The 25,282-nt window shown below is 68.1% G+C and carries 22 protein-coding genes; 11 read left to right on the forward strand and 11 right to left on the reverse strand.

From position 1 onward, the window contains the following. Positions 1-31: 31 nt before the first annotated feature. The gene (locus J2T23_RS10535; protein WP_307359759.1) at positions 32-1,537 is read right to left on the reverse strand and encodes an SDR family oxidoreductase; all 1,506 of its coding nucleotides are present in this window, start codon (positions 1,535-1,537) and stop codon (positions 32-34) included. A 237-nt stretch (positions 1,538-1,774) separates the two neighbouring features. Between J2T23_RS10535 and mfd the strand changes: the two genes are divergently transcribed. Both mfd and J2T23_RS10545 read left to right on the forward strand, forming a co-directional pair. Further along, positions 1,775-5,467 carry a transcription-repair coupling factor gene (gene mfd, locus J2T23_RS10540; RefSeq protein ID WP_141161129.1) on the forward strand — a complete coding sequence of 1,231 codons (3,693 nt, stop codon included), beginning with the start codon at positions 1,775-1,777 and terminating at the stop codon, positions 5,465-5,467. 6 nt (positions 5,468-5,473) lie between these two features. Further along, on the forward strand, positions 5,474-6,286 hold the full coding sequence (locus J2T23_RS10545; protein WP_307359761.1) for a metal-dependent hydrolase: 813 nt from the start codon (positions 5,474-5,476) through the stop codon (positions 6,284-6,286). An 81-nt stretch (positions 6,287-6,367) separates the two neighbouring features. Here J2T23_RS10545 and J2T23_RS10550 read toward each other — a convergent pair whose 3' ends face one another. The 6 genes from J2T23_RS10550 to nirB all read right to left on the reverse strand — a co-directional run bounded on the left by J2T23_RS10550 (position 6,368) and on the right by nirB (position 13,433). Continuing rightward, positions 6,368-6,631 carry a hypothetical protein gene (locus J2T23_RS10550; protein ID WP_141161127.1) on the reverse strand — a complete coding sequence of 88 codons (264 nt, stop codon included), beginning with the start codon at positions 6,629-6,631 and terminating at the stop codon, positions 6,368-6,370. A gap of 52 nt (positions 6,632-6,683) precedes the next feature. Next, a complete protein-coding gene (gene deoC / locus J2T23_RS10555; protein ID WP_141161126.1) occupies positions 6,684-7,403 on the reverse strand; it encodes a deoxyribose-phosphate aldolase in 720 nt (239 codons plus the stop codon). A gap of 120 nt (positions 7,404-7,523) precedes the next feature. Then, positions 7,524-8,390: an FAD-dependent oxidoreductase gene (locus tag J2T23_RS10560; protein WP_141161125.1), complete on the reverse strand. Its 867-nt coding sequence runs from the start codon at positions 8,388-8,390 to the stop codon at positions 7,524-7,526. Positions 8,391-8,593: 203 nt separating this feature from the next. Beyond that, complete coding sequence (locus J2T23_RS10565) at positions 8,594-9,742, reverse strand: uroporphyrinogen-III synthase (protein WP_141161124.1); 1,149 nt, start codon at positions 9,740-9,742, stop codon at positions 8,594-8,596. A 14-nt stretch (positions 9,743-9,756) separates the two neighbouring features. Beyond that, positions 9,757-10,788, reverse strand: a complete 1,032-nt coding sequence (cobA, locus tag J2T23_RS10570) for a uroporphyrinogen-III C-methyltransferase (RefSeq protein ID WP_307359767.1) — start codon at positions 10,786-10,788, stop codon at positions 9,757-9,759. A 2-nt stretch (positions 10,789-10,790) separates the two neighbouring features. Then, entirely contained in the window at positions 10,791-13,433 is a 2,643-nt protein-coding gene (gene nirB / locus J2T23_RS10575; protein ID WP_141161122.1) for a nitrite reductase large subunit NirB, read from the reverse strand. 259 nt (positions 13,434-13,692) lie between these two features. Here nirB and nirD point away from each other — a divergent pair, with 259 nt between their 5' ends. Beyond that, the gene (gene nirD / locus J2T23_RS10580) at positions 13,693-14,073 is read left to right on the forward strand and encodes a nitrite reductase small subunit NirD (protein ID WP_141161121.1); all 381 of its coding nucleotides are present in this window, start codon (positions 13,693-13,695) and stop codon (positions 14,071-14,073) included. Positions 14,074-14,151: 78 nt separating this feature from the next. Here nirD and J2T23_RS10585 read toward each other — a convergent pair whose 3' ends face one another. Both J2T23_RS10585 and J2T23_RS10590 read right to left on the reverse strand, forming a co-directional pair. Beyond that, positions 14,152-15,900: a phospho-sugar mutase gene (locus J2T23_RS10585; RefSeq protein ID WP_307359771.1), complete on the reverse strand. Its 1,749-nt coding sequence runs from the start codon at positions 15,898-15,900 to the stop codon at positions 14,152-14,154. Positions 15,901-15,957: 57 nt separating this feature from the next. Then, on the reverse strand, positions 15,958-16,776 hold the full coding sequence (locus tag J2T23_RS10590; RefSeq protein WP_307359773.1) for a purine-nucleoside phosphorylase: 819 nt from the start codon (positions 16,774-16,776) through the stop codon (positions 15,958-15,960). Positions 16,777-16,880: 104 nt separating this feature from the next. On the opposite strand from J2T23_RS10590, the gene J2T23_RS10595 reads away from it, so the two are divergent. From J2T23_RS10595 to J2T23_RS10630, 8 genes are all read left to right on the forward strand, one after another. Then, on the forward strand, positions 16,881-18,296 hold the full coding sequence (locus tag J2T23_RS10595) for an NAD(P)H-quinone dehydrogenase (protein ID WP_141161118.1): 1,416 nt from the start codon (positions 16,881-16,883) through the stop codon (positions 18,294-18,296). A 49-nt stretch (positions 18,297-18,345) separates the two neighbouring features. Next, entirely contained in the window at positions 18,346-19,104 is a 759-nt protein-coding gene (locus J2T23_RS10600) for a prolipoprotein diacylglyceryl transferase (RefSeq protein WP_307359775.1), read from the forward strand. Then, positions 19,101-19,439, forward strand: coding sequence for a hypothetical protein (locus J2T23_RS10605; RefSeq protein WP_141161116.1), 339 nt, complete (start codon positions 19,101-19,103; stop codon positions 19,437-19,439). The genes J2T23_RS10600 and J2T23_RS10605 overlap by 4 nt, the downstream gene beginning before the upstream one ends. Before the next feature lie 2 nt (positions 19,440-19,441). Beyond that, the gene (locus J2T23_RS10610; protein WP_141161115.1) at positions 19,442-19,807 is read left to right on the forward strand and encodes a hypothetical protein; all 366 of its coding nucleotides are present in this window, start codon (positions 19,442-19,444) and stop codon (positions 19,805-19,807) included. Positions 19,808-19,825: 18 nt separating this feature from the next. Further along, complete coding sequence (locus J2T23_RS10615; RefSeq protein ID WP_307359780.1) at positions 19,826-21,412, forward strand: radical SAM protein; 1,587 nt, start codon at positions 19,826-19,828, stop codon at positions 21,410-21,412. 9 nt (positions 21,413-21,421) lie between these two features. Beyond that, positions 21,422-21,796: a hypothetical protein gene (locus tag J2T23_RS10620; RefSeq protein ID WP_141181075.1), complete on the forward strand. Its 375-nt coding sequence runs from the start codon at positions 21,422-21,424 to the stop codon at positions 21,794-21,796. Between the two features lie 90 nt (positions 21,797-21,886). Continuing rightward, entirely contained in the window at positions 21,887-22,408 is a 522-nt protein-coding gene (locus tag J2T23_RS10625) for a hypothetical protein (RefSeq protein ID WP_307359782.1), read from the forward strand. After that, positions 22,381-22,977, forward strand: coding sequence for a hypothetical protein (locus tag J2T23_RS10630; RefSeq protein WP_307359785.1), 597 nt, complete (start codon positions 22,381-22,383; stop codon positions 22,975-22,977). Before J2T23_RS10625 ends, J2T23_RS10630 begins: the two co-directional genes overlap by 28 nt. 54 nt (positions 22,978-23,031) lie before the next feature. Here the strand turns inward: J2T23_RS10630 and J2T23_RS10635 are convergent, their stop codons facing one another. Both J2T23_RS10635 and J2T23_RS10640 read right to left on the reverse strand, forming a co-directional pair. Continuing rightward, the gene (locus J2T23_RS10635; protein ID WP_141161112.1) at positions 23,032-24,489 is read right to left on the reverse strand and encodes a benzaldehyde dehydrogenase; all 1,458 of its coding nucleotides are present in this window, start codon (positions 24,487-24,489) and stop codon (positions 23,032-23,034) included. Between the two features lie 145 nt (positions 24,490-24,634). Then, the gene (locus J2T23_RS10640) at positions 24,635-25,264 is read right to left on the reverse strand and encodes a hypothetical protein (RefSeq protein WP_141161111.1); all 630 of its coding nucleotides are present in this window, start codon (positions 25,262-25,264) and stop codon (positions 24,635-24,637) included. Between the last annotated feature and the right edge of the window lie 18 nt (positions 25,265-25,282).

Raw genomic sequence — 25,282 nt, forward strand, 5'->3', positions numbered from 1 at the left:
GACGTGGGGAACGGATTAAGCCTCCAACATCCTACGGGGTGGTGGCCGCGGGCTCCGCATCGGCCAGTTTCCGGGCGGTGGTGGTGATGTTGCGGGCCATGGCCGGGAAGATCAGGCTGTGGAACGGCAGGACGGCGAGCCAGTACAGCCTGCCGCTCAGTCCCTTGGGGAAGAAGATGGCGCGCTGCCGGTAGCGGCTGCCCGCCCCTTCAGGTTCCACGGAGAGCTCCAGCCAGGCACGTCCGGGGGCACGCATTTCGGCGCGCAGCCGGAGCAGCCTGCCGCGCTCGATCCGTTCCACCCGCCACCAGTCCACCACCTCTCCCGCAGCGAGGGTGTGGGGATGCCGGCGCCCGCGCAGCAGGCCGGCCCCGCCGGTCAGCTTGTCCAGCCAGCCCCGGACCTGCCACGCCAGCGGCAGCGAGTACCAGCCGTTGCGCCCGCCAATGCCCTCGATGACCGTCCACACGTGGGCCGGGTCCACGTCGCCGTGGAACGTCCGTTCGTCGATGTACACCTTGTGTCCGGCCCACTCCGGGTCACTGGGCAGGGGGTCGGAATCCGCGCCGGCACTGGCCCAGGTGGTCTCCACCTGTCCGTCCCGCTCCTTGCCCAGTGCCAGGGCCACGGCGGTCCGGTACGGGGTCAGGCCGCCGTCGGGCAGCGGGATGTACTGGTCGATGTCGTGCTCGTTGGACACCGCGTCGTGCTGGAGTGACTGGACCAGCGGGACCGCCATGGACCACGGGATGGGCGTGGTCAGCGCCACCCAGATGCCTGCCAGCTTGGGCGCAGGGATGGGCAGCGCCAGCACCACCCGGTAGGGCAGGCCTGCTTCCGCAGAGTATTCCTGCATCATCCTGGCGTAGGTCAGCACCTGCCGGCAGCCGATATCGAACGTCCTGTTGATGGTGCCCTCCAGGGACGCGGCAGCAACCAGGTAGTACAGGACGTCGCGGACGGCGATGGCTTCGATCCGGTTGCGCACCCAGCTGGGCGCCGGCATCAGTGGCAGCGTTTCGGAGAGGTGGCGGATCATTTCGAAGGAGGCGGAGCCGGAGCCGATCACCACGCCTGCCTGGAACACCACGGCGTCCACCGGGCTGTCCAGGAACACCTTGCCTACAGCCTCGCGCGAGCGCATGTGGGTGGAGAGTTCCACCCCTTGCGGGTGCAGGCCGCCCAGATAGACGATCCGTTGCACTCCCGCGGCAGCGGCAGCGTCCGCGGCGGTCCTGGCCATCGCCTTTTCCTTCGCTTCGAACCCGGCTCCGGCCGCCATGGAGTGGACCAGGTAGTAGAAGACATCGACGCCGGACAGCGCTTCGCGGAGGGCGTCGCCGTCGACGAGGCTGCTTTGCACCACCTCCACTTTGTCGCGCCAGGGGACGCCGGCGATCTTGTCGGGGGAGCGGACCAGCACCTTCACCGTGTGGCCGGCTTCGAGCAGCTTGGGCACAAGCCGGCCGCCGATGTAGCCGGTGGCCCCGGTAACGAGGACGGTCCTGGGTGTTGGCGTGGCACTCATTGCGGTCATGCTGGCTCCTGTTCGTCCCTTGGAATTCGCAGCGGCTGCCCTTACGGACTGCTGCGCTGCGGGAAAAGGCTGCGGAAATGGCTCGACGTTGCCAGCCTAGATCCATTCCCGCGCAGATGGTTCCGTGCCGGCAGGCCGTTCCTGCGCGGTAGGCTGGAAGCTCCCCGGGATTCGCAGCGAATTTCGGGTTTTCGCGTTGCCTGCTTGCTTTCGCTGAACACCACAGGAGCTTCTGCCATGAGTCTTCCCGGCCAGTCCGCCGCCGGCACATCCAGCACCGGAACGTCCGGTGCGGCCCCGTCGCTGGACGGGCTGCGCCGCGCTCTGGAACCGGACCAGACGTTCGCCCGTGTCGGGGCGGAGGCAGCGCGGGGCTTCGCCGTGCGCAGCCAGGACTACCAGGTCAGCGCCCCTGCCGGCCTGCGTCCAGTGCTGCTGGCGGAGATGGCGGACGGGCTCGCCGCCGCCGTGGCAGGACAGGCCGACGCCGCGGGGCCGGGCGTCGTGCTCGCTGTCACCGCCACGGGCCGTGAAGCGGAGGACCTGTCCGCAGCCCTGCGCGCCTACCTGCCCGCGGATTCGGTGGCCGAGTTTCCCAGCTGGGAGACCCTCCCGCACGAGCGCCTTTCCCCGCGTTCGGACACCGTGGGGCGCCGGCTGTCCGTGCTGCGCCGCCTGGCACATCCGGAAAGTTCGACGGCGGCCCGGCTGCGCGTCGTCGTCGCTCCCGTCCGCGCCGTGGTCCAGCCCGTGGTGGCCGGCCTGGGCGATCTGGTCCCCGTCACCCTCAAGGTGGGCCAGGATGTTCCGTTCACCAGCGTGGTGAAGAGCCTCGCCGACGCTGCCTACGCCCGGGTGGACATGGTGACGCACCGCGGCGAGTTCGCGGTCCGCGGTGGCATCATCGACGTCTTCCCGCCCACGGAGGACCACCCCATCCGGGTGGAGTTCTTCGGCGACGAGGTGGACCAGATGCGCTGGTTCGCCGTGGCCGACCAGCGCTCGCTGTCCGCCCCGGGCATCCACCACCCCACCGAACTGCACGCCCCGCCCTGCCGCGAAATTTTGATCACCCCCTCCGTAATGTCCCGCGCCGCCACGCTGAAATCCCAGCTTCCAGCCGCCGCGGACATGCTGGAGAAGATCGCCGGCGGCATCGCGGTGGAAGGCATGGAATCGCTGGCGCCGGTCCTGGTGGACGCGATGGTGCCGTTCGTGGACCAGCTGCCGGCCGATTCCATCGCCGTGGTGATCGAACCGGAGAAGGTGCGCACCCGCGCCCACGACCTCGCCGCCACCAACGAGGAATTCCTCGAGGCGGCATGGTCCACCGCGTCCGACGGCGGGGCCGCACCTTTGGACCTCAGCTCCCAGGCCAGTGCAGCGCTTCATTCGGCGAGCTTCCGGTCGCTGGCCGAAACCCGCGGCTCGGCCCTGGCGCACGGCGTGTCCTGGTGGTCCATCACCTCACTGGCGCAGGATGCGGAACTGCTGCCGGAGATCGATGTCCTGAACCTGCACGCCCGTGAACCCCGCGGCTACCAGGGCGACGTTGCGGAGATGATGGACTTCATCGGATCGCACGTCCGGGACCAGTGGCGGATCGTGGTGGCCACTGAGGGCCCAGGGCCCGCGCAGCGCCTGGCGGAACTCTTCCACGAAAACGACATCCCCTGCGCCCGGGTCGACCGCCTTGACCACGAGCCCCAGGCGGGCATCATCGAGGTGACCACCGCCGCCGTCGGACGTGGCTTTGTCCTGGACGGGCTCAAACTTGGCCTGCTCACCGAAGCCGACCTGCTGGGCCGGACCTCCGCCGGGTCCACCAAGGACATGCGCCGGATGCCCTCCAAGCGGCGCAACGCCGTGGACCCCCTGCAACTGGTCGCGGGGGACCACGTGGTCCACGAACAGCACGGCATCGGCCGGTTCGTGGAACTCATCCAGCGCAAGGTGGCGGGCGGCGGCGACGGCGTCCGGGAATACCTGGTGCTGGAATACGCACCTGCCAAGCGCGGCGCGCCCGGCGACCGCCTGTTCGTCCCCACGGACCAGCTGGACCAGGTGACCCGCTATGTCGGCGGCGACACCCCGGTCCTGAGCAAGATGGGCGGCGCGGACTGGGCCAGCACCAAGTCCAAGGCGCGCAAAGCCGTCAAGGAGATCGCCGGTGAACTGATCCGGCTGTACTCGGCCCGCATGGCCTCCCGCGGCCACGCCTTCGGCCCCGACACCCCCTGGCAGCGCGAACTGGAGGAAGCCTTCCCCTACGTGGAGACTCCGGACCAGCTGACCACCATCAACGAGGTCAAGGCGGACATGGAGCGGGAGATCCCCATGGACCGGCTGGTATCCGGCGACGTGGGCTACGGCAAGACCGAGATCGCGGTGCGCGCTGCGTTCAAGGCCGTGCAGGACGGCAAGCAGGTGGCCGTGCTGGTGCCCACCACGCTGCTGGCCCAGCAGCATTACGAGACCTTCACCGAACGGTTCTCCGGTTTTCCCCTCCGCGTCAAGCCGCTGTCCCGGTTCCAGTCTGCGAAGGAGTCCAAGGAAACCGCCGAGGGCGTCAAGAGCGGCGCCGTGGACGTGGTGATCGGCACCCACCGGCTGCTCTCCAAGGATTTCGAATTCAAGGACCTTGGCCTGGTGATCGTGGACGAGGAGCAGCGGTTCGGCGTGGAACACAAGGAAGCGCTGAAGAAGATGCGGACCAACGTGGACGTGCTGGCCATGAGCGCCACCCCGATTCCCCGCACCCTGGAGATGTCCCTGACCGGCATCCGGGAGACCTCCACCCTCGCCACCCCGCCGGAGGAACGGCACCCGGTGCTGACCTATGTGGGCCCGTACACGGACAAGCAGACCTCCGCCGCGATCCGCCGCGAACTGATGCGCGAGGGACAGGTGTTCTTCGTCCACAACCGGGTCTCCACGATTGAACGCACCGCCGCGAAGATCCGCGAACTGGTACCCGAAGCCAGGGTGGAGGTGGCGCACGGCAAGATGTCCGAGAGCCGGCTGGAACAGATCATCGTGGACTTCTGGGAGAAGCGCTTCGACGTCCTGGTCTGCACCACCATCATCGAGACCGGGCTGGACATCTCCAACGCCAACACCCTGATCGTGGATGGCGCGGACAAGTACGGGCTGTCCCAGCTCCACCAGCTCCGCGGCCGTGTGGGCCGCGGCCGTGAACGCGCCTACGCGTACTTCCTGTATCCGTCGGAGAAACCTTTGGGCGAGGTGGCGCTGGAACGGCTCAAGGCCGTGGCCGCGCACAACGAACTGGGCGCCGGCATGCAGCTGGCCATGAAGGACCTGGAAATCCGCGGTGCCGGCAACCTGCTGGGCGGGGAGCAGTCCGGCCACATCCAGGGGGTTGGCTTCGACCTGTACATCCGCCTGGTGGGCGAGGCTGTGGCGGACTTCCGCGGCGAAGCCGAAGAGAAGGCCGCGGAAATGAAGATCGAGCTGCCGGTCAACGCGCACCTGCCGCACGATTACGTTCCCGGTGAACGGCTGCGCCTGGAGGCGTACCGGAAGCTAGCCGCCGCCCTCACCAACGAGTCCATTGACGAGGTCCAGGCGGAGCTCGTGGACCGCTACGGCGAGTTGCCGCTGCCCGCGCAGAACCTGGTGGAAGTGGCACGGTTCCGTGTCGCCGCCCGCGAGGCCGGCCTCTCCGACGTGGCCCTGCAGGGCAACTTCATCAAGTTCTCCCCGGCATCGCTTCCGGAGTCCAGGACCATGCGGCTGAACCGGATGTATCCGGGGTCGCAGTCCAAGCCGGCCATGGACGCCATCCTCATTCCCAAGCCCAAGACGGCACGGATCGGCGGCAGGGACCTCCAGGACGCCGAGATCCTGGAATGGGCCAACGGCGTCATCCGGAACATCTTTTCCGACGCCCCGCTGGCGGTGGGTTAGCACTTGATGGGAGGACACCACGCCGCGTCGGGAGCCGCGGCGTGGGTAGCTGTTGCGTCCACCGGCCCTTACACCCTGGGCTGGTACCCGCTGGACCCCACGGGCATCCTTATCGGCGGCATGGCCACGGCCGGCACCGCGCTGGTGTGCGACTGGGACCACCGGTCCAGCACGGTGGCCCATTCGCTGCCGCCGCTGTCCAACGTGATCGCCCGGGGCATCGAGAACGCCAGCGGCGGCCACCGGCAGGGCACGCATTCCATCCTGGGGGCGGCGTTCTTCGTGTTCCTCGCCGGCCTGGCATCGCAGGTCCACCTGGACACCGGCTGGGGACGGCTGTCCATTGGGGCCGGGCTGCTGTGCATGTTCCTGATCAACATCGCGGCCAAGGCTCTGAAGCTCTTTCCCAAGAGCGGCTTCATCTCCAACTGGATCTTCGCCCTGGTCATGGCTGGCCTGGTCACGGCCTATGCACCAGAACAGTGGACCTGGCTGCCCACGTCCATGCTGATCGGGGTGGTGGTGCACATCGTCGGGGACCTCATCACCACCGGGGGAGTGCCGCTGCTGTGGCCACTGGTGGTCCGGCCGCCGAAGATGCTGCGCCGGCTGCCCTTGTTGCGGAGTGTCTGGCGTGCCAACGGCGCGCTGTCCGTTCCACTGCTGGGCCGGGCGGGTTCCAAGCGGGAATGGCTGGTGCTGATCCCGGTGAGTGCCTACGCCATGGTGGGGATGTCCGTGGCCGGCTGGGCCATCGCCCAGCACCACTGGGGCCGGGTAGCGGCGGCCGCGGGGGCGTGGATCAAGCTTTGGTTCTAGCCGCCGGAACCAGGCCCCAGCAGATAAGGGAGGGACCCCGGACAGTGTCCGGGGTCCCTCCCTGTGAAGCGTCCAGGGTCTTTAGTGCTCGCCGGCGGAGTCCGAGCGGCCAAAGATGGTCTGCGGAAGCCAGAACGCCAGGGCGAAGAGGAGCAGGCACACGGCCATGGGCCACGGGTTGTCCAGGGTGAGGAAGGACAGCGAGTAGATGGCGCCGAGGAACAGGGCGAAGCAGACCACGAACAGGATCACGCTGGTGGCGAGGTTGTTTTCGTTCTGCGGGGTCCGGACGGTCTCCTTGTTGGACGCCGTGTCCCTGCTGGACGCGTTGATCTGGCTGGACATGTGTTCCTCCTCGGCCCCAAAGGGCATGATCTGTGGCGGCTTCCGGCCAAGGTCAGTAAGCGGCTGAACCCTGTTCACCCTTGACGATGGCAATACCGGAGCTGGCACCAATTCGTGTTGCACCTGCTGCAATCATAGCCTGAGCATCTGCCAGGGACCGTACGCCGCCGGAGGCCTTGACTCCCACGTCCGGGCCCACGGTCCGGCGCATCAGGGCCACATCCTCAACCGTCGCGCCCCCGCCGTTGAAGCCCGTTGAGGTCTTCACGAAGTCGGCGCCGGCCTCCACGGCCGCTTGGCACGCCAGTACCTTCTGCTCGTCGGTCAGGAGGGCTGTTTCGATAATGACTTTCAGGATGGCGCCGCCCGCGTGGACCGTCTCAGCCACCGCGGCGATGTCCTCGACGAGGGCGCCCTTGTCACCGGCCCGCGCGGCAGCGATGTTGATCACCATGTCCACCTCCGCCGCGCCGTCCAGGACCGCGCCGCGGGCTTCGAATGACTTCACATCCGTGGGTGTGGCCCCCAGGGGGAAGCCCACCACGGAACAGGTGAGGACGCCTGAACCCCGAAGTGCCGTGGTGACCGTCTTGACCCAGACCGGATTGACGCAGACCGACTTGAAGCCATATTCGGCGGCTTCCGCGCAAACCTTCAGCACATCGGCTTCAGAGGCTTCGGGCTTGAGCAGCGTGTGGTCGATGTAGGAGGCGATGTCCGCGGGCCGGCCCGGATCGGCGGTGCCTGCGTGAACGGTGGCTTCGTTGCTCATGATGGTCCTCTCGGAGGGCCTTGTGGGCCCGGCGTTGACTCGGTTTCGGGAACCATCTTGTCACAGCGGGCCGCGCCGCAGCAGGCCCCACGCAGGAGGCCCGCAGGCGGGCATGGGCGCTCAGGCCGCCTGCAGGGCCGGGGCCTCCGCCGCGGCACTCAACAACTGGGTGGCGCAGGCACCTGCCGCCGAAGCCGCCGCCACCAGCAGCCCCAGCCGCACGCCGTCGAACGCTGCGGCATCCCCAATCGCCCAGATCCCCTGGACGGACGTGCGGTAGTCCCGGCTGATCACGATGCCGCCCCCGGGTGCAGTCTGCAGCCCCGCGCTGGCGGCCAGGCCGTCGCGGGACACCCGCTCCTCCGCCATCACCACCAGGTCGCCGGTCATGCTGCTGCCATCCTCGAAGACGACGGCGGACGCGGCCTGCCGGGCGGATGTGCCGGACACAACGGCGGGGATGATGGCGGCGGGGCGGGCAGTGGTGCGAATGGGCCGCACGCCTTTGGCGCGCAGCACGGCTTCGGCCTGCCCGGCTGCCGCGCCGGTGCCCACCAGGATTCCCACCGGACGCCGTCCCAGCTCCCGGGCCACCTTTTGCACACCCTTCGCGACCCGCGGTGCGTCGTCGATGGTGGCATAGTTCAGGCATTGCGCGGCACCGTCCACCGGGCCTGCCACCGGGGCCGATCCGGTAGCGATGACCAGGTGGTCGTAGGCGAACTCCATGCCGTCGGCAGTGGCTACGGTGCGGTTGGCAGGGTCGATGTGGCTGGCAGGCTGGCCAAACCGCACGGACACCTGGGGCAGCATGGCAAGCTCCAGCAGCTCTTCGGGGGTGTCATCGCGGTTGCTCAGCACGGTGACGGTCCCGGTGAACCGGGCGCGGTCCAGCTGCGCTACAAGGGCCTGGGCCGCGGGGCCGGCACCCGCAATGACAATGCGGGTTGCGGTGGAGGTGGACGTTGAGGATGCCGGAGCGGACATGTGCTGGCCCTTTCGCTGGCGGCCGGTAAGCGGCCGGAACTTCGTGATGGAACACAGCGTAGGCCCGCGTCTTTTCCGGGGTGTTTCCCCGCAGTTGCTGTTCAGCGGGCCCGTGTTCGCCAGTATTTACCGGCCGGTAACAGAACCCGTGACGCATCTCTCATTCATCAGCCCGCCGACACAAAAGCCCTGGCCCCGGTCACCTAGACCCGGATCCGGTACCCGCGCTTCACCACGGTTTCAATCAGCTTGCCGTCCGGCAGCGAGGACCGCAGGCGGCTCACGGTCATGTCCAGGGCGTGCACCGAGCCGCGCAGCTCCAGCAGGTCGGACAGCGATTCGCGGGACAGGACCGCGCCGCCCGCGCCCAGCAGTGCACGCAGGAGCAGCAGGGGAGCGGGCGCCAGTTCCACCTGCTGGCCGTCGATGCGCAGGCTGCGTCCCCGCAGTTCGATGCTTCCGGAGCGGGTATCCAGCCGCCGGACGTGGTTCAGCGCCAGGTGCTCGCACACCAGCCGGATCAGCGCACCCATCCGGAAGCGCTCCGGGATCAGCGGCGTTATGCCCGCGTCCAGCAGGGGCTGGGCCGTGACGGGACCCACCACGGCCGTGGTGACATTCAGTTTCAGGCTCTCCACCAGCTGCTTGTAGAGCCCCATCTCATGGGCCGTGCTCCACATGGCGTCCACGGCGGGGGCGCTGGTGAAGGTCAGGACGTCCAGGTTCCCGGTGCAGGCGGCGTCGATGAGCCGCGGAAGCCGGTCCTCGCCGTCGGGCTTGACCCAGCGGTAGGGCGTGACGGTCAGGACGGTGGCGCCGGACATCCGCAGCCGTTCGATCTGGCGGACGTCGGTGTAGCCATGCAGCTGCATGGCCACAGTCTTGCCCCGGACGCCTTCAGCCAGGAGCATGTCCACCAGGGTGGAGGTGGTTTCGTCGCTGCTGATCCCGACGTCGGCAAGGCCGGCAGCGCGCACCGCACCGCGGGCCTTTGGTCCACGGACGAACATGCGGCAGCTGCCCAGCGTTTCCAGCAGTTCGTCGCCAATTCCGAAGGAATCCGCGGCCTCGCACCAGCGGCGCATGCCATACGCCGTGGTCGCGATGCAGAGATCGGGCTTGGCGGCGATGATGGCCCGCGTGTCCTCGATGAGGCGCATGTCCTCCTGGACCGGGGCGATCTTCAGCGCAGGGGCGTGCAGCACTTCGGCGCCGCGCCGCTCCAGGGCTTCGATGAGGTCGCGGGAGCGCCGGTCCGAGGTGACGCCGATGCGGAATCCCTCCAGCGGCGACTCCGCGGCGTCAGTGGCTTCTTCAGCCTGCGTGGGTTCGGCCGGTGCAAGTGCAGTCATGGGGGTCAATCCTTTCATGATCCCAGCAGCGAGGCTGCCAGCCTGTCCAGGTCGGCTGCCGCACCGGCGTGCTGCCGGTTCGCTTCCGCCACCCGCACCACTTCGCCGATGACCAGTACGGCCGGGTTGCTGCAGCCGGCCGCGGCCGAGGTGATGGTGCCGAGGTCTGCGATGGTGGTGCGCTGGCCCGGCCGGTACCCGCGTTCCACCACGGCCATGGGCATGTCCGGGCGCATGCCGGCGCGGCGCAGCCCTGCCGCAAGCTGGTGGAGGGTGCCAATGCCCATCAGCACCACGATGGTGCCGCCCAGCCCGGCAAGGTGGTGGTGCTCCTCTTCGGTAAGCGGTGCATGCCCGGAAACCACAGTGAAAATGTGGCTGACTTCCCGGTGGGTGACCGGGATGCCGGCCGCGGCCGGGACGGAGATGGCGCTGGTAACGCCGGACACCACGTGCACTTTGACGCCGGCGGCCACGCACGCGGCAACTTCCTCTCCGCCCCGGCCGAAGACGTACGGGTCCCCGCCCTTGAGGCGCACCACGTTGTTGCCGGCCAGGGCGCTTTCGACCATCAGTTTTTCGATGTCCGACTGGCTGACTTTGTGGTGCCCGGGCTTCTTTCCGACGTCCACGAGTTCGCCGGAGGTCAGCAGCGGCAGTTCCTGGTACGGGGCCAGCCGGTCGTAGAAGACGACGTCGGCATCGCGGAGTGCCTTGACCGCAGCCACGGTGAGCAGATCGCCGGTGCCGGGGCCGCCGCCCACCAGGGTGACGTGGCCGGCCGGGCCGGCGGCGGGCTCGGCAGCGACCGGGATGCCGCCGTGCCGGCAGCGGTCCAGGAAGGCGTCCCAGCCGTGCTGTCCGTCCTCGACGGCGGCGACCAGGAACAGCCGTTCCGGCACGTGGACGAGCCGCGCCTCGGCGGGGCTTCCAATGCGGTGGACGACGGCGCCCGCGGCTTCGTACCGCCGCACCGCCTGCCGCGCGGCATCAGGGGCGCCGGCCACCAGGACGGTCCGGCCGGTGAGGTCGATACTGAGCTGCATGGTTATGCCTCGTTTCCAGGGGTTTCCGTGGTGGCGGAGCGGACCGGGATGGAAGCACCGATCAGGACCTTGCCTTTTTCCTCCGGGGTGGCGGGGCGCATCTGGCCGCGCTCGTCCGGGACGAAGGTGATGGAGTCGTCCTTTTGGTCGGGTGCGTTGACGAAGGAACGGAACCGGCGCAGGCGTTCGGGGTCCTTGAGGGTGTCGGCCCATTCATCCACGTACGTGTCCACGTGCTTGGCCATCGCGGCTTCCAGGTCCTCGGCGATGCCCAGGGTGTCCTTCACCACCACGTCCTCGACGTGCTTGATGCCGCCGTCGAGCTCTTCCTGCCAGCGGGCCGTGCGCTGCAGGCGGTCGGCCGTGCGGATGTAGTACATGAAGTAGCGGTCGATGTACTTGATCAGGGTTTCGTCGTCCAGGTCCTTGGCCAGCAGCTGGGCGTGGGCGGGGGTGGCCCCGCCGTTGCCGCCGACGTATAGGTTCCAGCCGTCGGCGGTGGCGATGACGCCCACGTCCTTGCCGCGGGCCTCGGCGCATTCGCGGGCGCAGCCGGAGACGCCCATCTTGAGCTTGTGCGGGCTCCGCAGGCCGCGGTAGCGCAGCTCCAGCTGGATGGCCATGGCCACCGAGTCCTGGACACCGAACCGGCACCAGGTGGAGCCGACGCAGGACTTCACGGTGCGCAGGCTCTTGCCGTAGGCCTGGCCGGATTCAAAACCGGCGTCCACCAGTTCCTTCCAGATCTCCGGGAGCTGTTCCAGCCGGGCGCCGAACATGTCGATCCGCTGGCCGCCGGTGATCTTGGTGTACAGGTTGTATTTTTCGGCGACGGCGGCGATGACGCCGAGCTTCTTCGGAGTGATCTCGCCGCCGGCGATGCGGGGGACCACCGAGTAGGTGCCGTCCTTCTGCATGTTGGCCAGGGCGCGGTCGTTGGTGTCCTGCAGCGTGCCGCGGCCGGCGTCCAGGACGTAGGCGCTGTTCTGGCTGGCCAGGATGTTGGCGATGGTGGGCTTGCAGATGTCGCAGCCCGCGCCGGTGCCGTACTTGGCCATGATCTCCTCGAAGGAGGTCAGCTCCAGGACGCGGATGGCATCGAACAGCTCCTGCCGGGACAGTTCAATGTGCTCGCACAGAGCCTTGGAGACCTCGACGCCGGACTTGGTCAGCTCGGTCTCCAGCAGCTTCTTCAGCATCGGCACACAGGAGCCGCACTGGGTGCCGGCGCGGGTGCAGCCCTTCAGCTCACCGAGTTCCTGGACGGGGGCATTGCCCTCGCAGGCGCCGCAGCCGTTGATGGCGTCGCGGATGGTCCCCGCGGTGACGTTGTTGCAGGAGCACAGGGTGGCGTCGTCGGGAAGCTCGGTTTCGGGAGCTTCGCCGCCGCCCGCCGCGGAGAGGAAGGCGCCGGGCTCGGCCGGAAGTTCGCGGCCCAGGAGCGGGCGCAGGCTCATGTACGGCGAGGCGTCGCCGACGAAGATGCCCCCCAGGAGGGTTTTGGCGTCATCGGTGGTGACGATCTTCTGGTAGACCCCGCGGGCGGGGTCGGCGTAGACGATTTCCAGGGCGCGTTCGGTCCGGGCGAAGGCGTCGCCGAAGCTCGCAACGTCCACGCCGGAGAGCTTGAGTTTGGTGGCGGTGTCGAAGCCGGGGAACGTGGCGTCGCCGCCGTGGAGCCGGTCGGCCACGATCTCGGCCATGGTGTTCGCGGGGGCCACCAGGCCAAGGCACATGCCGCCGAAGTTGGCCACCTCGCCGATGGCCCAGATGCCCGGTACTTCGGTGGCGCAGAAATCGTTGATGACCACCCCGCCGCGGGGGCCCAGGCTGAAGAGCTGGTCTTCGCCCTCAGCGGCGCGGAAGAGTTCGTCGCGGGGTTTGACGCCGACGGCGACAATCACCAGGTCTGCCGGGATGACGCGCTCGTCAGCCATCAGGACTCCGGTGACCTGGCCGTCGTCATCCGTCAGAATTTCGGACGGGAACACGCCGCCGTGGACTTCGAAGCCCTTGGCCGCGATGAGCCGGCCCAGGGCCTGGCCGGCGCCCTCGTCCAGCTGCGTGTTCATGAGCCAGGGCGCACCGTTGATGACCACGGGGGTGGCGCCGAGCTGCTCGGTGCCGGCGGCCGACTCGAGGCCCAGGAGCCCGCCGCCGATGGTCACCGCGTTGATCTTGCGGCCAAGCTTTGCCGTCAGTTCGGCAATGGCTTTGTTGATGGCCCACACGTCCTCGAGCGTCCGGTACACGTGGGCGTGCTCACCGCCGGGGATGGGCAGGCGCACAGCGTCCGAGCCCGTGGCCACCACCAGTTCGTCATATTCGTACGTGTTGCCGGCGGCCGTCTCCACGGTCCTGGCGTCGGCGTTGACCTTCACGACGCGCTCGCCGGTCTTCAGGGCCAATGACCCGTGGTCCCACATGGAAGCGGTACCCAGGGTCAGGTCCACGCCGGCATCGGTGAGGGCCTTGGAAAGTGCCACCCGGTCGTAGGGGAGGTGCGCTTCCTCGGTGAGGACCGTGACATGCCAGCCGTCGAGGCCGCGGGCATGCATGGCGTCCGCAAAACGGTGGGCCGCGGGGCCGCCGCCGGCGACGACGATGCGGCGCGGTGTCTCTGTGCTTGAAGTCTGTTCGGTCACTGTGGGCCTTTCGCATGGGCCGCAGACGGTGCTCTGCAGCTTGTGCCTCCAGCCTAGGAAGGGGCAGTTTCGCCTCAGTTTCCCATTTGTTTCGTCAACTTAACTTCTGCATCACGAACGCATTTCCGCCCGCGTTAGGTCTCTTTTACGCGCCGGACACATTCACCGCACCCCTTTGAAACACCCGGACCATAGCGTGGGACACGGCCGCAAAAGCTGCCAATGCAAGGGACAACAGGCACAGGGAAAGGAGCCGGACATGACGGCAACACTTGAACTTGGGGCGCTCGCCGCCGAATCAGACACCGCCGGGTTCGGGACCGGCTGGCACCGTGTCTGCATGGTGGATGACCTCGAACCGGCATGGGGTGAGGCAGCACTGGTGGCAGGCCGCCAGGTGGCGCTCTTCCGCACCGGCCCCAGCGAAGTCTTCGCCGTGGCGCACCAGGACCCGGCCACGGGAGCCCACGTCATGGCCCGCGGCATCCTCGGTTCCAAGGGGACCCGCCCCACCATCTCCTCACCGTTGCACAAGGAGGTCTACGACCTCGAAACCGGTGAATGCTTCACGGCCCCGGGCCTGCGGCTGGCAGCCTTCGGCACCCGGGTCAGGGACGGCGTCGTCGAGGTGCAGCTCTGACGCAGGGGAACCCATAAAAACAAAGGAGCAGGTGCCGGGCGTGCAGGAAGCCCGGCACCCTTTGGTGGCTGGGGCCGGCTACAGGCCCAGTGCCTCGCTGACGTCGTGGCGGACCTCATCCAGCGACGCGCGTGCCGCCTGGCGTGCCGCCGGCAGCTCCGCCGCGGAACCCACCTGGTGGATGACCTCCAGGTAGCACTTGAGCTTCGGCTCGGTGCCGCTGGGCCGGATGATCACGCGGGTCAGGTTCCGGGTGATGTAGAGCAGGCCCTCCGTGGGCGGCAGCTGCGCGCTGCCTTCGGCCAGGTCCGTGAAGACCTCCACGGCCGACTGCCCGAACGACTCCGGCGGGGAAACCCGCAGGCGGTTCATCATGGCGTCCAGCAGTCCCAGGTCGGCGACCCTGATGCTGAGCTGGTCGCTGGCATGCAGGCCGTGCTGGAGGTACAGCTCGTCCAGGGTGTCGAAGACCGTCTTGCCCGCGGCTTTGGCGGTGGCTGCGAGTTCGGCAATCAGGACCGCGGCGGAAATGCCGTCCTTGTCCTTGACCTGCTCCGGCGCCACACAGTAGCCCAGCGCCTCCTCATAGCCGTAGACCAGCCCGGGGACCCGGGAAATCCACTTGAATCCGGTCAAAGTCTCCTCGTGGGCCAGCCCGGCCGCCGCGGCGATCCGTGCCAGCAGGCGCGAGGAAACAATCGAATTGGCGAACACGCCGCGGCCGTCCGTCTCCACTGCGGTGTCACCGTCGGCGAGCCGGGCCACCATGTGGGCGCCCAGCAGGGAGCCTACTTCGTCGCCCCGGAGCATGCGCCACGCCCCGGTATCGGGGTCCTTTGCCGCCACGGCAGCCCGGTCCGCGTCGGGGTCGTTGGCGATGACGAGGTCGGCGTCCAGCCGTTCCGCTGCTTCCAGGGCAAGATCCAGTGCTCCGGGTTCCTCCGGGTTGGGGAAGCTGACCGTGGGGAAATCGGGGTCCGGGTCGGCCTGTTCGGCCACCACGGTGACGTCCTTGAAACCTGCCGCCTTCAGGACTTCCTGCGCTGTTCCGCCGCCCACGCCGTGAAGCGGTGTCAGGACAATCCGGAGGTCCCGTGCCGGAAAGCGGCCGGGCATGGCGAGTGCCGCCGTCGACCGCTGGTAGTTGGCGGCGAGCGAACTGTCCAGGACAGTCCAGCCATCTGCTGCCAGCGCGATGGAGTCCAGGGTCCCCACGGCGCTGATGCGCGCGGCGATTTCGGCGTCGTACGGTGCCACGATCTGGGCGCCGTCGCCATCTGCCGGCACGGCGGGCCGCCCCAAGTACACCTTGTACCCGTTGTCCTGCGGAGGATTGTGGCTGGCCGTGACCATGACGCCGCCGTCGCAGTCCAGGGCGCGGACGGCATAGGCCAGCAGGGGAGTGGGGAGGGCTGCCGGCAGCATGAACGTCTCGATGCCGGCAGCGGTGAAGATCGCGGCGGTTTCGGCCGCAAAGATGTCCGAGTTGTGGCGGGCGTCATAGCCGACGACGGCGCGCGGCCGGGTGCCTGCGGCAGCCTTGGCTACCGCGTCCACCAGGAACGCCGCGAGTCCGGCAGCTGCGCGGCGGACCACCACCCGGTTCATCCGGTTCGGCCCGGGGCCCAGCGCGGCCCGCAGTCCCGCGGTGCCGAACTGCAGTGTGCCGCGGAAGCTGTCTTCCAGTTCCTGCCGGGCCGCCGGGTCGCCGTCCTCCGCAAGGCGGACCAGCTCGAGGAGCGATGCCTTCGTTGCGGGGTCCGGGTCCTGGGCAGCCCATTCGCGGGCTTCGGCGAGCAGGCGAAGTTCGGCATCGGAAGACGTCATGGGCATAACGCTATCGTCATTGCCCGCCCACGTGGCGCACCCCGGGCGGCTGGCCCGCTAGAGCCGGGCGATGATGCCGGCCAGCAGCCTGGAAATGCGCGGGCCCGCCGCCTGGCCGGACTCGATGACTTCCTGGTGGCTGAGCGGCTGGGGGCTGATGCCTGCCGCAAGGTTGGTGACCAGTGAAATGCCGAACACTTCCATGCCGGCATGACGCCCCGCGATGGCCTCCAGCGCCGTCGACATCCCGATCAGGTCCGCGCCGATCCGCTTGGCGTACTGCACCTCGGCAGGGGTTTCGTAGTGGGGGCCGGGGAACTGCGCGTAGACGCCCTCGTCCAGGGTGGGGTCCACTTCCCGGGCCAGCCCGCGGATCCTGGGCGAATAGAGGTCTGTCAGGTCCACGAAGGTGGCGCCTTCCAGCGGTGAGGCGGCGGTGAGGTTGATGTGGTCCCGGATCAGGACCGGCGTGCCGGGGGTCCAGTCCTCGTTGAGGCCGCCGCAGCCGTTGGTCAGGACCAGGGTGCTGCACCCGGCGGCGGCTGCGGTGCGGATACCGTGCACCACGGCGCGGACGCCCTTGCCCTCGTAGTAGTGCGTGCGGGCGCCCAGGACCAGTGCCCGTTTTCCTTCCTTGGTCAGGATGGAACGGATGGTGCCCACATGGCCCTCCACGGCCGGGGCGTGGAAGCCGGGGACTTCCTCTGCTGACAGGGTGGCGGTGGTCTCGCCGATCAGGTCGGCGGCTTCGCCCCACCCGGAGCCAAGGACCAGGGCGGTGTCGTGGCGGTCCACGCCCGTTTCTTCCGCGATGTAGTCCGCGGCGGCGCGGGCGGCGGCGAACGGGTCGGTGTTCAGGAAGTCTGTTGTACTCACCAGTACAAGTTATCCTGCCGCCCCTGTTGCCCCGGTCACGGCAGGCCCGGAAAGCACCCTGATTTCTTGGTGGTCGGGCCGTCAATGGGAGAGAATGGATGACTGTGACTACGCATCCAGATTTCAGTTCCCCCCGGATCGCAATCCTGGGAGGTGGTCCCGGCGGATACGAAGCTGCCATGGTGGCCGCCTCGCTGGGGGCAACGGTCACCGTGATCGAGCGTGCCGGGCTCGGCGGATCCGCGGTGCTCACCGACGTAGTCCCCTCCAAGACCCTCATTGCCACGGCTGACCTGATGACCCGGGTTGCAGAGGCCGGCGAGCTGGGAGTGAAGTTCGACGTCGACGGCGGCGACTTCGTCCCGGTGATGCACGCCGACCTCAAGCACATCAACCACCGCCTCCTCAACCTCGCCCGCAACCAGTCCCGGGATATCCGCGACGGCCTGGAGAAGCAGGGCGTGCGGATCATCGAAGGCTCCGGACGGCTCCTTGACAGCCACCGGATCGAGGTCCTGACCGCTGACGGTTCCGAGACCGTCGAGGCCGACACCATCCTGCTGGCCGTCGGTGCGCACCCCCGCGAGCTGGAAACGGCACGTCCGGACGGTGAACGGATCCTGAACTGGACCCAGATCTACAACCTTGACGAGCTGCCCGAGGAGCTCATCGTGGTGGGGTCCGGCGTCACCGGCGCCGAATTCGCATCCGCTTACAACGGCCTGGGCTCCAAGGTCACGCTGGTTTCCAGCCGCGACCGCGTGCTACCTGGCTCGGACGTCGACGCCGCCGTCGTCCTGGAGGAAGTCTTCGAACGCCGCGGTGTGCGGGTCCTGTCCCGCTCCCGTGCCCAAACCGTGGAACGCACGGACGACGGCGTGGTGGTCACCCTCTCCGACGGCACCAAGGTGACGGGCAGCCACTGCCTCCTGTGCCTTGGCTCCATCCCCAACACCGCGGGGATCGGCCTGGAGGAGGCGGGCGTGGCCGTCAGCGAAAGCGGCCACATCAAGGTCGACGGCGTCTCCCGCACCACGGCCCCGAACGTCTACGCCGCCGGTGACTGCACCGGCGTCCTGCCGCTCGCCTCGGTTGCTGCCATGCAGGGACGCATCGCGGTGGCACACTTCATGGGCGACGGCGTCACCCCGCTCAAGCTCCACCAGGTGGCCTCCAATATCTTCACGTCACCGGAAATCGCGAACGTGGGTGTCTCCGAGGCCGAGATCGAGTCCGGTAAGTACCAGGCCGACGTCATCAAGCTCTCCCTGCGCAGCAACGCCCGCGCCAAGATGCGCAACGCCAAGGACGGGTTCGTGAAGATCTTCGCGCGGAAGGGTTCGGGCACTGTGATTGGCGGCGTGGTGGTGGGCCCCAACGCCTCGGAGCTGATCTTCCCCATCTCCATTGCCGTCAAGCAGAAGCTGCACGTGGACGACGTCGCAAGCACGTTCACGGTGTACCCGTCGCTCACCGGATCCATCTCCGAGGCAGCCCGCCGCCTGCACGTCCACATGTAAGGGCCGAAGGGCCCGCATTCGGTGCGCGTTCCGTTGTTACACTCTGCCCATGATTGGGCTTCCCCTGGCGGGAAATGCGCTGGTGCATGCCGGCATGGTGGGGCTGGGCATCGGTGCAGCCCTCTTGTTCTACGCCTATGAGAAGCGCCGCCGTGGCCTCACCGACCCCCGCCTGTGGCCCATCGCCGGTTTCGCCGTGGCGTTTGGCGCCATCGGGTCGCGGGTCCTCACGTGGGACATCTCGCGGCAGGTTTCCCTGGCCGACTGGTGGGGCAACGGAGACAGGAGCATCCTTGCCGGCCTGGTGGGTGCCTGGTTCGGCGTCCACCTTGGCAAGCGCCTCACCGGTTACAAGGAGTCCACGGGAGACCTGCTGGCGCCTGCAGTGGCCCTTGCAATGGTTATCGGGCGCGTGGGCTGCCTGCTCACCGAACTCCCGGGCACCCCTACCGGCGGTGCCTGGGGGATTGTCCTCACCCCTGCCCAGGCTGCGTTGGCCGGCGCACCGGCGGGAGTGGCCCTCCATCCGTCCTTCGCCTACGAGATCGCCTTCCACTTGGCCGCTTTTGCCCTGATGTGGCGTTACCGGGACGCCCTGCCCCATCCCGGTGACCTCTTCATTTGTTTCGTCAGCGCCTACGCCGTCTTCAGGTTCTTCGTGGAATTCGTCCGCGGAAACGAGGTCCTCTGGCTTGGCCTGAGCCGGCCCCAACTGTTCCTGCTGGCGGTCCTTCCGTTGCTGGCCTGGCGCGTCCGGCGCGTGTTCCGGAAGCCGGTCCGCGCCGAACTGGAAGGAACCGTGGCATGAGCGAAGAAACCCCCGGTGGGCAGCCTCCTCTTCCGCCGCCGGACATCCAACCACGGGGTGGGTCCCTGGGTTTGGGAGCCCTGGTTGGCGCCGTGGTTCTATACGCGGTTTATGTGCTCGGAACGATGGCCCAAGGGCCTTATGCCTGGTCTGTGACCTTCCTCGCCGTGCCCGCCGCCTTCATTCCCATCGTCCTGTACCTCGCAGTGGCGATCGTGCTCGCAGTACGGCGCCGGACGTCCCTTTGGGGGGCGGGGCTGCTGATCGGCCTGGGCGCTTTTGTCCTGCTCGGCGGGGGCCTCTGCATCAGCTTCCTTGTCCAGGTCCGGGCTTGAAAATGGACAACTACAGGGACGAGCCGCCACCGGCGAAGGAGCCCCCACCGCCCGGGCAGCGGGAACCGCGGCATGGCTACCTGGGGGCCGGAACCGTCTTCGGCGCCCTGGCGCTGTACATCCTGTACCTGTGGGCAACAATCGGCATCGGAGCACCAACCATCAGTCCACCGGTGGCATGGGGAAACAGCATCTTCGCGGGCCCCGCCGCATTCGTCCCCATCGCCGTGTACCTGGGAGTGGCAATTGTCCTTGCCGTCAGTCACCGCACTGCGTTGACCGGGGCGGGGATGCTGCTTGGGCTGGGCATCTTCCTGTTGCTCGGCGGGGGACTGTGCGTGGGTGTCCTTGCACAGGCCCGAATCTGAGAAGAGGAGCACTGATCAATGAGGTCGAGAGAGCTGCCAGGGCCAGGCCAGCCGCTGCGGGGTGACCGGATCCACCGGTACGTCACGGCGTTCTGCCCCCGTTGCCACGAAACCAACCCTCCACTCAGCGAGGTCCGCCGGCTGTCCGGGGCGCTGCTGATCCGCGACGGGCGGGTGTGGCTTGAACGCGGCTGCCCGGACCACGGATTGGTCCGCACGCTCTACGACGAGTCCCCGGAGATCCTCAGCTACCTGGAGAAATGGCAGGCCCCCACCAAGCAGCACGTTCCTGACCGGGCAGGCAATTTCCGTCCCGTCCCCGAGGCGTATGCCTACGGGCTTCCCGCCATGCAGACCCAGCACACCTGCATCCTGCTCCAGGACATCATCGAGCACTGCAACCTGAAGTGCCCCACCTGCTTCACCGCCTCCGGACCGCAACTGCAGGGCGTGGCTCCGCTGGAGGAGGTGCTGGCCAATATCGATACCCGCCTGGCACGTGAGAACAACCGCCTCGATGTGCTGATGTTGTCCGGCGGTGAACCAACGCTGTACCCGTACCTGGCGGAACTGCTGGACGAACTCATGGCCCGGCCGATCGTGCGGATCATGGTGAACAGCAACGGCATGCTGATTGCCACTGACGACGAACTGCTTGCCCTGTTGGCGCAGCACCGTGACCGCGTGGAGGTGTACCTCCAATACGACGGCTCTTCCAGGGAGGCCTCAATCCACCACCGGGGCGGCGACCTGACCCGCTACAAGGACGCGGCCATCTCCCGGCTGTCCGCGGCCGGGATCTTCACAACCCTGACCATGACGGCATCCCTGGGCGTCAATGACAGTGAGATCGGTGACGTGGTGATGCGTGCGCTGGAGACCCCGTTCGTGGGCGGCGTTGCGCTGCAGCCCGTGTTTGGTTCCGGGCGCGGGCACGGCATCGATCCCCTGGACCGGCTCACGCATACAGGCGTCCTGGACAGGCTTGAGTCACAGACCGGGGGCGTGGTCTCGTGGCACGACCTGACGGCACTGCCGTGCTCCCATCCACACTGCGCATCGGTGGGCTACATGCTCAAGGATGACGCCGGCACCTGGCGTTCCCTGGCGGCTCTCATCGGCCACGACCAATTGCTGGCGTGGCTCGAACTCAATCCTGACAGCATCGCCAACAGGATTGCTGACAGCGCCATTCCGCTGGAACTGCGGAACCTGATGAAAACCTCGCTGCTGGACCTGCTGAGTGAGCAGTCGTCCCTGTCTCACCCACGGACCATGGATCTTTGGAAGAACATCTGCACGCAGTGCGATCTTGGCATCGGAACGCTGACCACCCTGGCCGCCGGCAAGCTGCCCGGCCAGCAGCAGCGCCTGCGCCGGCTCCTCGCCGAGCGGGTCACCAGGATCATGGTCAAGCCCTTCATGGACATGTCCACCATGATCGAGGAACGGCTCACGCAGTGCTGCGTCCACGTCGGCACCAAGGGCGACGACGGGGAGCACCAGTGCGCGCCCTTCTGCGCCGTCCAGGCATGGCCGGCGCTGGCGCGGCAGCGGATGAGCACGGCGACCGGAGTCCGGCTGCTCTCGGTGCGCCAGGCCTAGGGAGGATCCATGGACCAGGCCTCTGATGCCCGGCGCATTGCCGGCGGACCCCAGCCGTCCCAACTGGTGCGCAGGCACGCCGCAGCACACTCCACCCCGCAAGGTCCGGGCACCGCCGCACCCACCGGCCAGGCACCCTACGATCCGCTCCGGCTGTGCATCTTTGCCACCATTGCGCTGCTGGGGTGGCTGGCCGGTCCCGTCGCGCTCGTTGCCTTTGCCGCCCTCGGATTCGCCGGCTACTGGAAGGCAAGACGGCGGGGACTGGCACGGTCCAAATGCTTCCTGCGCGACACGCGGCTCGTGCTCGCTTATCTGGGCGTCCTCCTGGCGGCGGGTCTCTACGGAACCTATCTCGTGGCGGGACGGCTCTTCGGCGTCTGAATGTGTATGCTGCACCCCGCCGTCGGCACCGTTCCTTGTCCGGTACTTTGGACCCTTGGGGCCGGCGGCGTGCACCGCCACACTGATGCCATGGTTGCTGTGCGGATATTGGTGGGCCGGCTCAGACGGCTCAGAATCGCGGTCGCGGTTGCTGTGCTCGGGCTGGTCCCCGCCTCCTGTGCCGGACCGTCCACCCCGAACAACCCGACCCAGGGGCCGTCCCCAGAACCAGGCACGGGCAGCCCGGCCTGCAACCTCATCACCCCGCAGATCGCCGCGAAGGTGGATCCCGGGCTGGTGCCGATGGGCCAGAACAGCGAGCAGCGGCCCCCGGGAAGCAAGGCCTACCTGTGCACCTATTCGAACAAGTCGGCCGAGCGGGGCATGACCGGCCTTTCGGTTGCACTGACGTCCCCGGCCGTGGCCGCGGACAACGACAAAGCGAAGGCAACCTCCGACTGTTCACCCGTCATGGGCATCGGCGACTTCGCCTGCCTGCAGTGGACGGGGTACTTCCGCGGCGAGGCCGGCGGTGCCTCCGCGAACGTGGTCCTGACCGCCGTCCGGGGCAGCGAGGTCTTGAAATGCCTTACGTCACCGGGCCGCCCATGAACGGAGGCACGGCGCCCGACGGCGACGCAATGGCCCGTACGCTGTCGCAGGCTGTTGTGGACGCCGGCTGGGGCAACGGAACAGAACTCAAAGTTCCGGCCGCTCCGCCGGTGGGTCCACCGGCCACAACCAACAATGCAGTCTGCGCCCTGCTCGATCCCGGCCAGGTCAAGCAGGCATTCGGGGCAACCACGGAGCCGCAGCTCCTGCCGGGTGAGGCCAGCTGCCGCTATACGTTTGCCACCCCTGGCACGCCGGGCCCGGACTCGATGGTCTTCTCGATCGAAGTCCTCAAGGCTGCGGGAACGGTACTGGGCATCCCGGGCAGGGGAGGCGAGGTGATTGATGGCATCGGCGACAGGGCAACGTTCTTCACGGGTACCGAACAGGCCGGTCCCAAGTCGCTGCGTCCGGCCGGAGATGTGCCCATTACCATCCTGTCCCTCCAAGTGGTCAGGGGACAGAACCTGGCCACTTTCACCGCGCAGGTCCTCATCTCCCCAACCGGGCCATCGGCGGCGCAAACGAAGGAACAACTCATCGGCCTGGTACGGGGCGTTGTGTTCTGACGCCGCCCAACGCCGGGGCACGCACAGGGTGCCGGGAACGCAGAAGGCCTGCTCCTAGAACGGGTAGGGGGCAATGTCCGGCCGCATGGTGAGCCACTGGATCTCGGTGAAAGACTCCATGTTGGCGTGGTGGCCGCCGATCCGCGAGCCGTTGCCGGAGTTCTTCGTGCCGCCGAAGGGCGAGTTCGCCTCGTCGGAAACGGTCTGTTCGTTGATGTGGACCTTCCCGGAGTCCAGCCGGTCGGCGATGGTCATGGCCAGTCCGACGTCGCCCAGGATCCCGATCGAGAGGCCGTACTCATTGTCGTTGGCCAGCGCCACGGCCTCGTCCACGGTGGAGAACTTCATCACCGGGGCTACCGGGCCGAAGATTTCGTCCTTCCAGGCGGGGCTGCCGGTGTCCAGGTCAACCAGCACTGCCGGCTGGTAGAACCGGCCATCGTGGGTGCCGCCGGCGGCCAGCCGGGCGCCGGCCCGCACCGCATCCTGGACGATTCCGTCCACCCGCTGCAGTTGCCGTTCGTCAATCACCGGCCCCAAGGCCACGGTGCCGCTCTTCGGATCGCCCACAGGCAGGTGGGCGGCCTTCTCCGACAGCGCGGCGACGTAGTCGTCGTAGATGTCCTCATGCACGATGTGGCGTCCGGCGGCCATGCAGATCTGGCCCTGGTGCATGAAGGAGCCGAACGCCGCCGCAGAGGCCGCCTTGGCCAGGTCGGCGCCCGGGAGCACAATGAGCGCGTTGTTGCCGCCGAGCTCAAGGTGGGCGCGCTTCAGCAGCCGCCCGGCCGTTTCACCGATCTTCCGGCCGGCCGCCGTCGAGCCTGTAAAGGCGATGACGCGGACTTCGGGAGCTTCGACGACGGCGGCCCCGATGTCCGCGCCGCCGGGCAGCAGGGAAAGCAGGCCTTGCGGAAGGCCGGCCTCCTCGAAGATACGCATCAGGGTCACGCCGCCGCAGACCGCTGTCCGGGGGTCTGGCTTGAGCAGCACGCCGTTGCCGAGCGCCAGGGCAGGGGCCACGGCGCGGATGGAAAGGATCAAGGGGAAGTTGAACGGCGCGATGACGGAGACGACGCCTACCGGACGGCGACGGGCAAAGGACCAGCGGTTTTCGTTGGACGTGAGGACGTTCCCGGCAGGGAGCGAGGGCAGCGCCGACGCGTCATAGCATTCGTTGGCTGCGATATGCGTTTCCAGCGCTGCCTTGGGCGGAATGCCGCCGGATTCGCGCACGATCCAGTCCTGGACCTCGGCTGCGTGCTCTTCCCAGAGCTGCCCGGCGCGGCGCAGCACCGCGGCCCGGTCCTCGGGGTTGCGGGCGGCCCATTCCTTTTGTGCCTTCGCGGCAGCGGATGCGGCTTCGCGGACGTCCGCGACGGACGCGATGCCGTAACTGCCCAGCTGCCCACCGGTAGCCGGCTCCATGCTGGTGCCGGTACCGCCGCCGCCCGCCCGCCAGCCGTTGAGGTAGATCTTGCCTTCCCAGAGGGCGGGGTCGAGCAGGGACATGGGTGGGTCCTTTCGTTTGTTCCGAACGGCAGGCGTCCGGCCCGGAGGACGGGCGCGGGCCAGTCCCGTCCATCACATGCTGTGCGGACGCCGCCGTCAAGAGCCAGTCGGCGGTTCCCGGGCCGCGGGGGCGCCCGGAGAATGCCTAGGCTGGGACTGACCGGGCTTTCCGGGGTTCCGAACCCGGCCGGGCCAGCCGTGCGGCCAACAGGTAGGCAAAGCCGCTGATCACCGGGACCACACCTGCCGCCGCAAGCGAGGCCGCAGGCCCTGACCGGGCCAGGAGCGTGATGACTAATGGCAACGCGCCCAATACCAGCAGCAGCCAGCCAGCTGCGCCGGTCCGCTTCAATCCCAGAACGGAGGCCGGGAAGGCCAAGGCGACAACGCCGACGGCCACCACCGGCCCGTTCGAGTCCTGGATGCTGCGGGCCGCCGCCGGATCGAGGGCGAACCACACGCAGACCGCGACGAGCAGCGCGGCCAGCGCCACCAGGAGGAGAGAAGCCCCGGCCGGCCGGAACCAGGCGAGGGCCGCAAGGACCACCATTGGAGCAAACCAGGACAGGACCGCCATTAGCCCCGCCATCCCGCCGGGCTGATCCAAGGCGTCGCCGCTGATGAAAGCCACGGCGGCCACGGTGAAGACAGTCATCAGTGCCGCGCCTATTTTCACCAGTGCACCGGCCCGGCGCTGCGGATCCTTCTCCCGGGCCAGGACCGCTCCGGCCACGGCGGCGGCCACCACGGCGGCGAGGGCCAGGATGATGGGCAAGGACGTCGGTGCCTCCTG

The sequence above is a fragment of the Pseudarthrobacter niigatensis genome (assembly GCF_030812615.1).
GTDB classification, from domain to species: Bacteria; Actinomycetota; Actinomycetes; order Actinomycetales; family Micrococcaceae; genus Arthrobacter; species Arthrobacter niigatensis.

Bases quoted from the DNA above. Each gene is read 5' to 3' on its own strand.
- J2T23_RS10535 (WP_307359759.1), bottom strand. From the start codon at position 1,537: ATGACCGCAATGAGTGCCACGCCAACACCCAGGACCGTCCTCGTTACC.
- mfd (WP_141161129.1), top strand. From the start codon at position 1,775: ATGAGTCTTCCCGGCCAGTCCGCCGCCGGCACATCCAGCACCGGAACG.
- J2T23_RS10545 (WP_307359761.1), top strand. From the start codon at position 5,474: ATGGGAGGACACCACGCCGCGTCGGGAGCCGCGGCGTGGGTAGCTGTT.
- J2T23_RS10550 (WP_141161127.1), bottom strand. From the start codon at position 6,631: ATGTCCAGCCAGATCAACGCGTCCAGCAGGGACACGGCGTCCAACAAG.
- deoC (WP_141161126.1), bottom strand. From the start codon at position 7,403: ATGAGCAACGAAGCCACCGTTCACGCAGGCACCGCCGATCCGGGCCGG.
- J2T23_RS10560 (WP_141161125.1), bottom strand. From the start codon at position 8,390: ATGTCCGCTCCGGCATCCTCAACGTCCACCTCCACCGCAACCCGCATT.
- J2T23_RS10565 (WP_141161124.1), bottom strand. From the start codon at position 9,742: ATGACTGCACTTGCACCGGCCGAACCCACGCAGGCTGAAGAAGCCACT.
- cobA (WP_307359767.1), bottom strand. From the start codon at position 10,788: ATGCAGCTCAGTATCGACCTCACCGGCCGGACCGTCCTGGTGGCCGGC.
- nirD (WP_141161121.1), top strand. From the start codon at position 13,693: ATGACGGCAACACTTGAACTTGGGGCGCTCGCCGCCGAATCAGACACC.
- J2T23_RS10585 (WP_307359771.1), bottom strand. From the start codon at position 15,900: ATGACGTCTTCCGATGCCGAACTTCGCCTGCTCGCCGAAGCCCGCGAA.
- J2T23_RS10600 (WP_307359775.1), top strand. From the start codon at position 18,346: ATGATTGGGCTTCCCCTGGCGGGAAATGCGCTGGTGCATGCCGGCATG.
- J2T23_RS10605 (WP_141161116.1), top strand. From the start codon at position 19,101: ATGAGCGAAGAAACCCCCGGTGGGCAGCCTCCTCTTCCGCCGCCGGAC.
- J2T23_RS10610 (WP_141161115.1), top strand. From the start codon at position 19,442: ATGGACAACTACAGGGACGAGCCGCCACCGGCGAAGGAGCCCCCACCG.
- J2T23_RS10615 (WP_307359780.1), top strand. From the start codon at position 19,826: ATGAGGTCGAGAGAGCTGCCAGGGCCAGGCCAGCCGCTGCGGGGTGAC.
- J2T23_RS10620 (WP_141181075.1), top strand. From the start codon at position 21,422: ATGGACCAGGCCTCTGATGCCCGGCGCATTGCCGGCGGACCCCAGCCG.
- J2T23_RS10625 (WP_307359782.1), top strand. From the start codon at position 21,887: ATGGTTGCTGTGCGGATATTGGTGGGCCGGCTCAGACGGCTCAGAATC.
- J2T23_RS10630 (WP_307359785.1), top strand. From the start codon at position 22,381: ATGCCTTACGTCACCGGGCCGCCCATGAACGGAGGCACGGCGCCCGAC.
- J2T23_RS10635 (WP_141161112.1), bottom strand. From the start codon at position 24,489: ATGTCCCTGCTCGACCCCGCCCTCTGGGAAGGCAAGATCTACCTCAAC.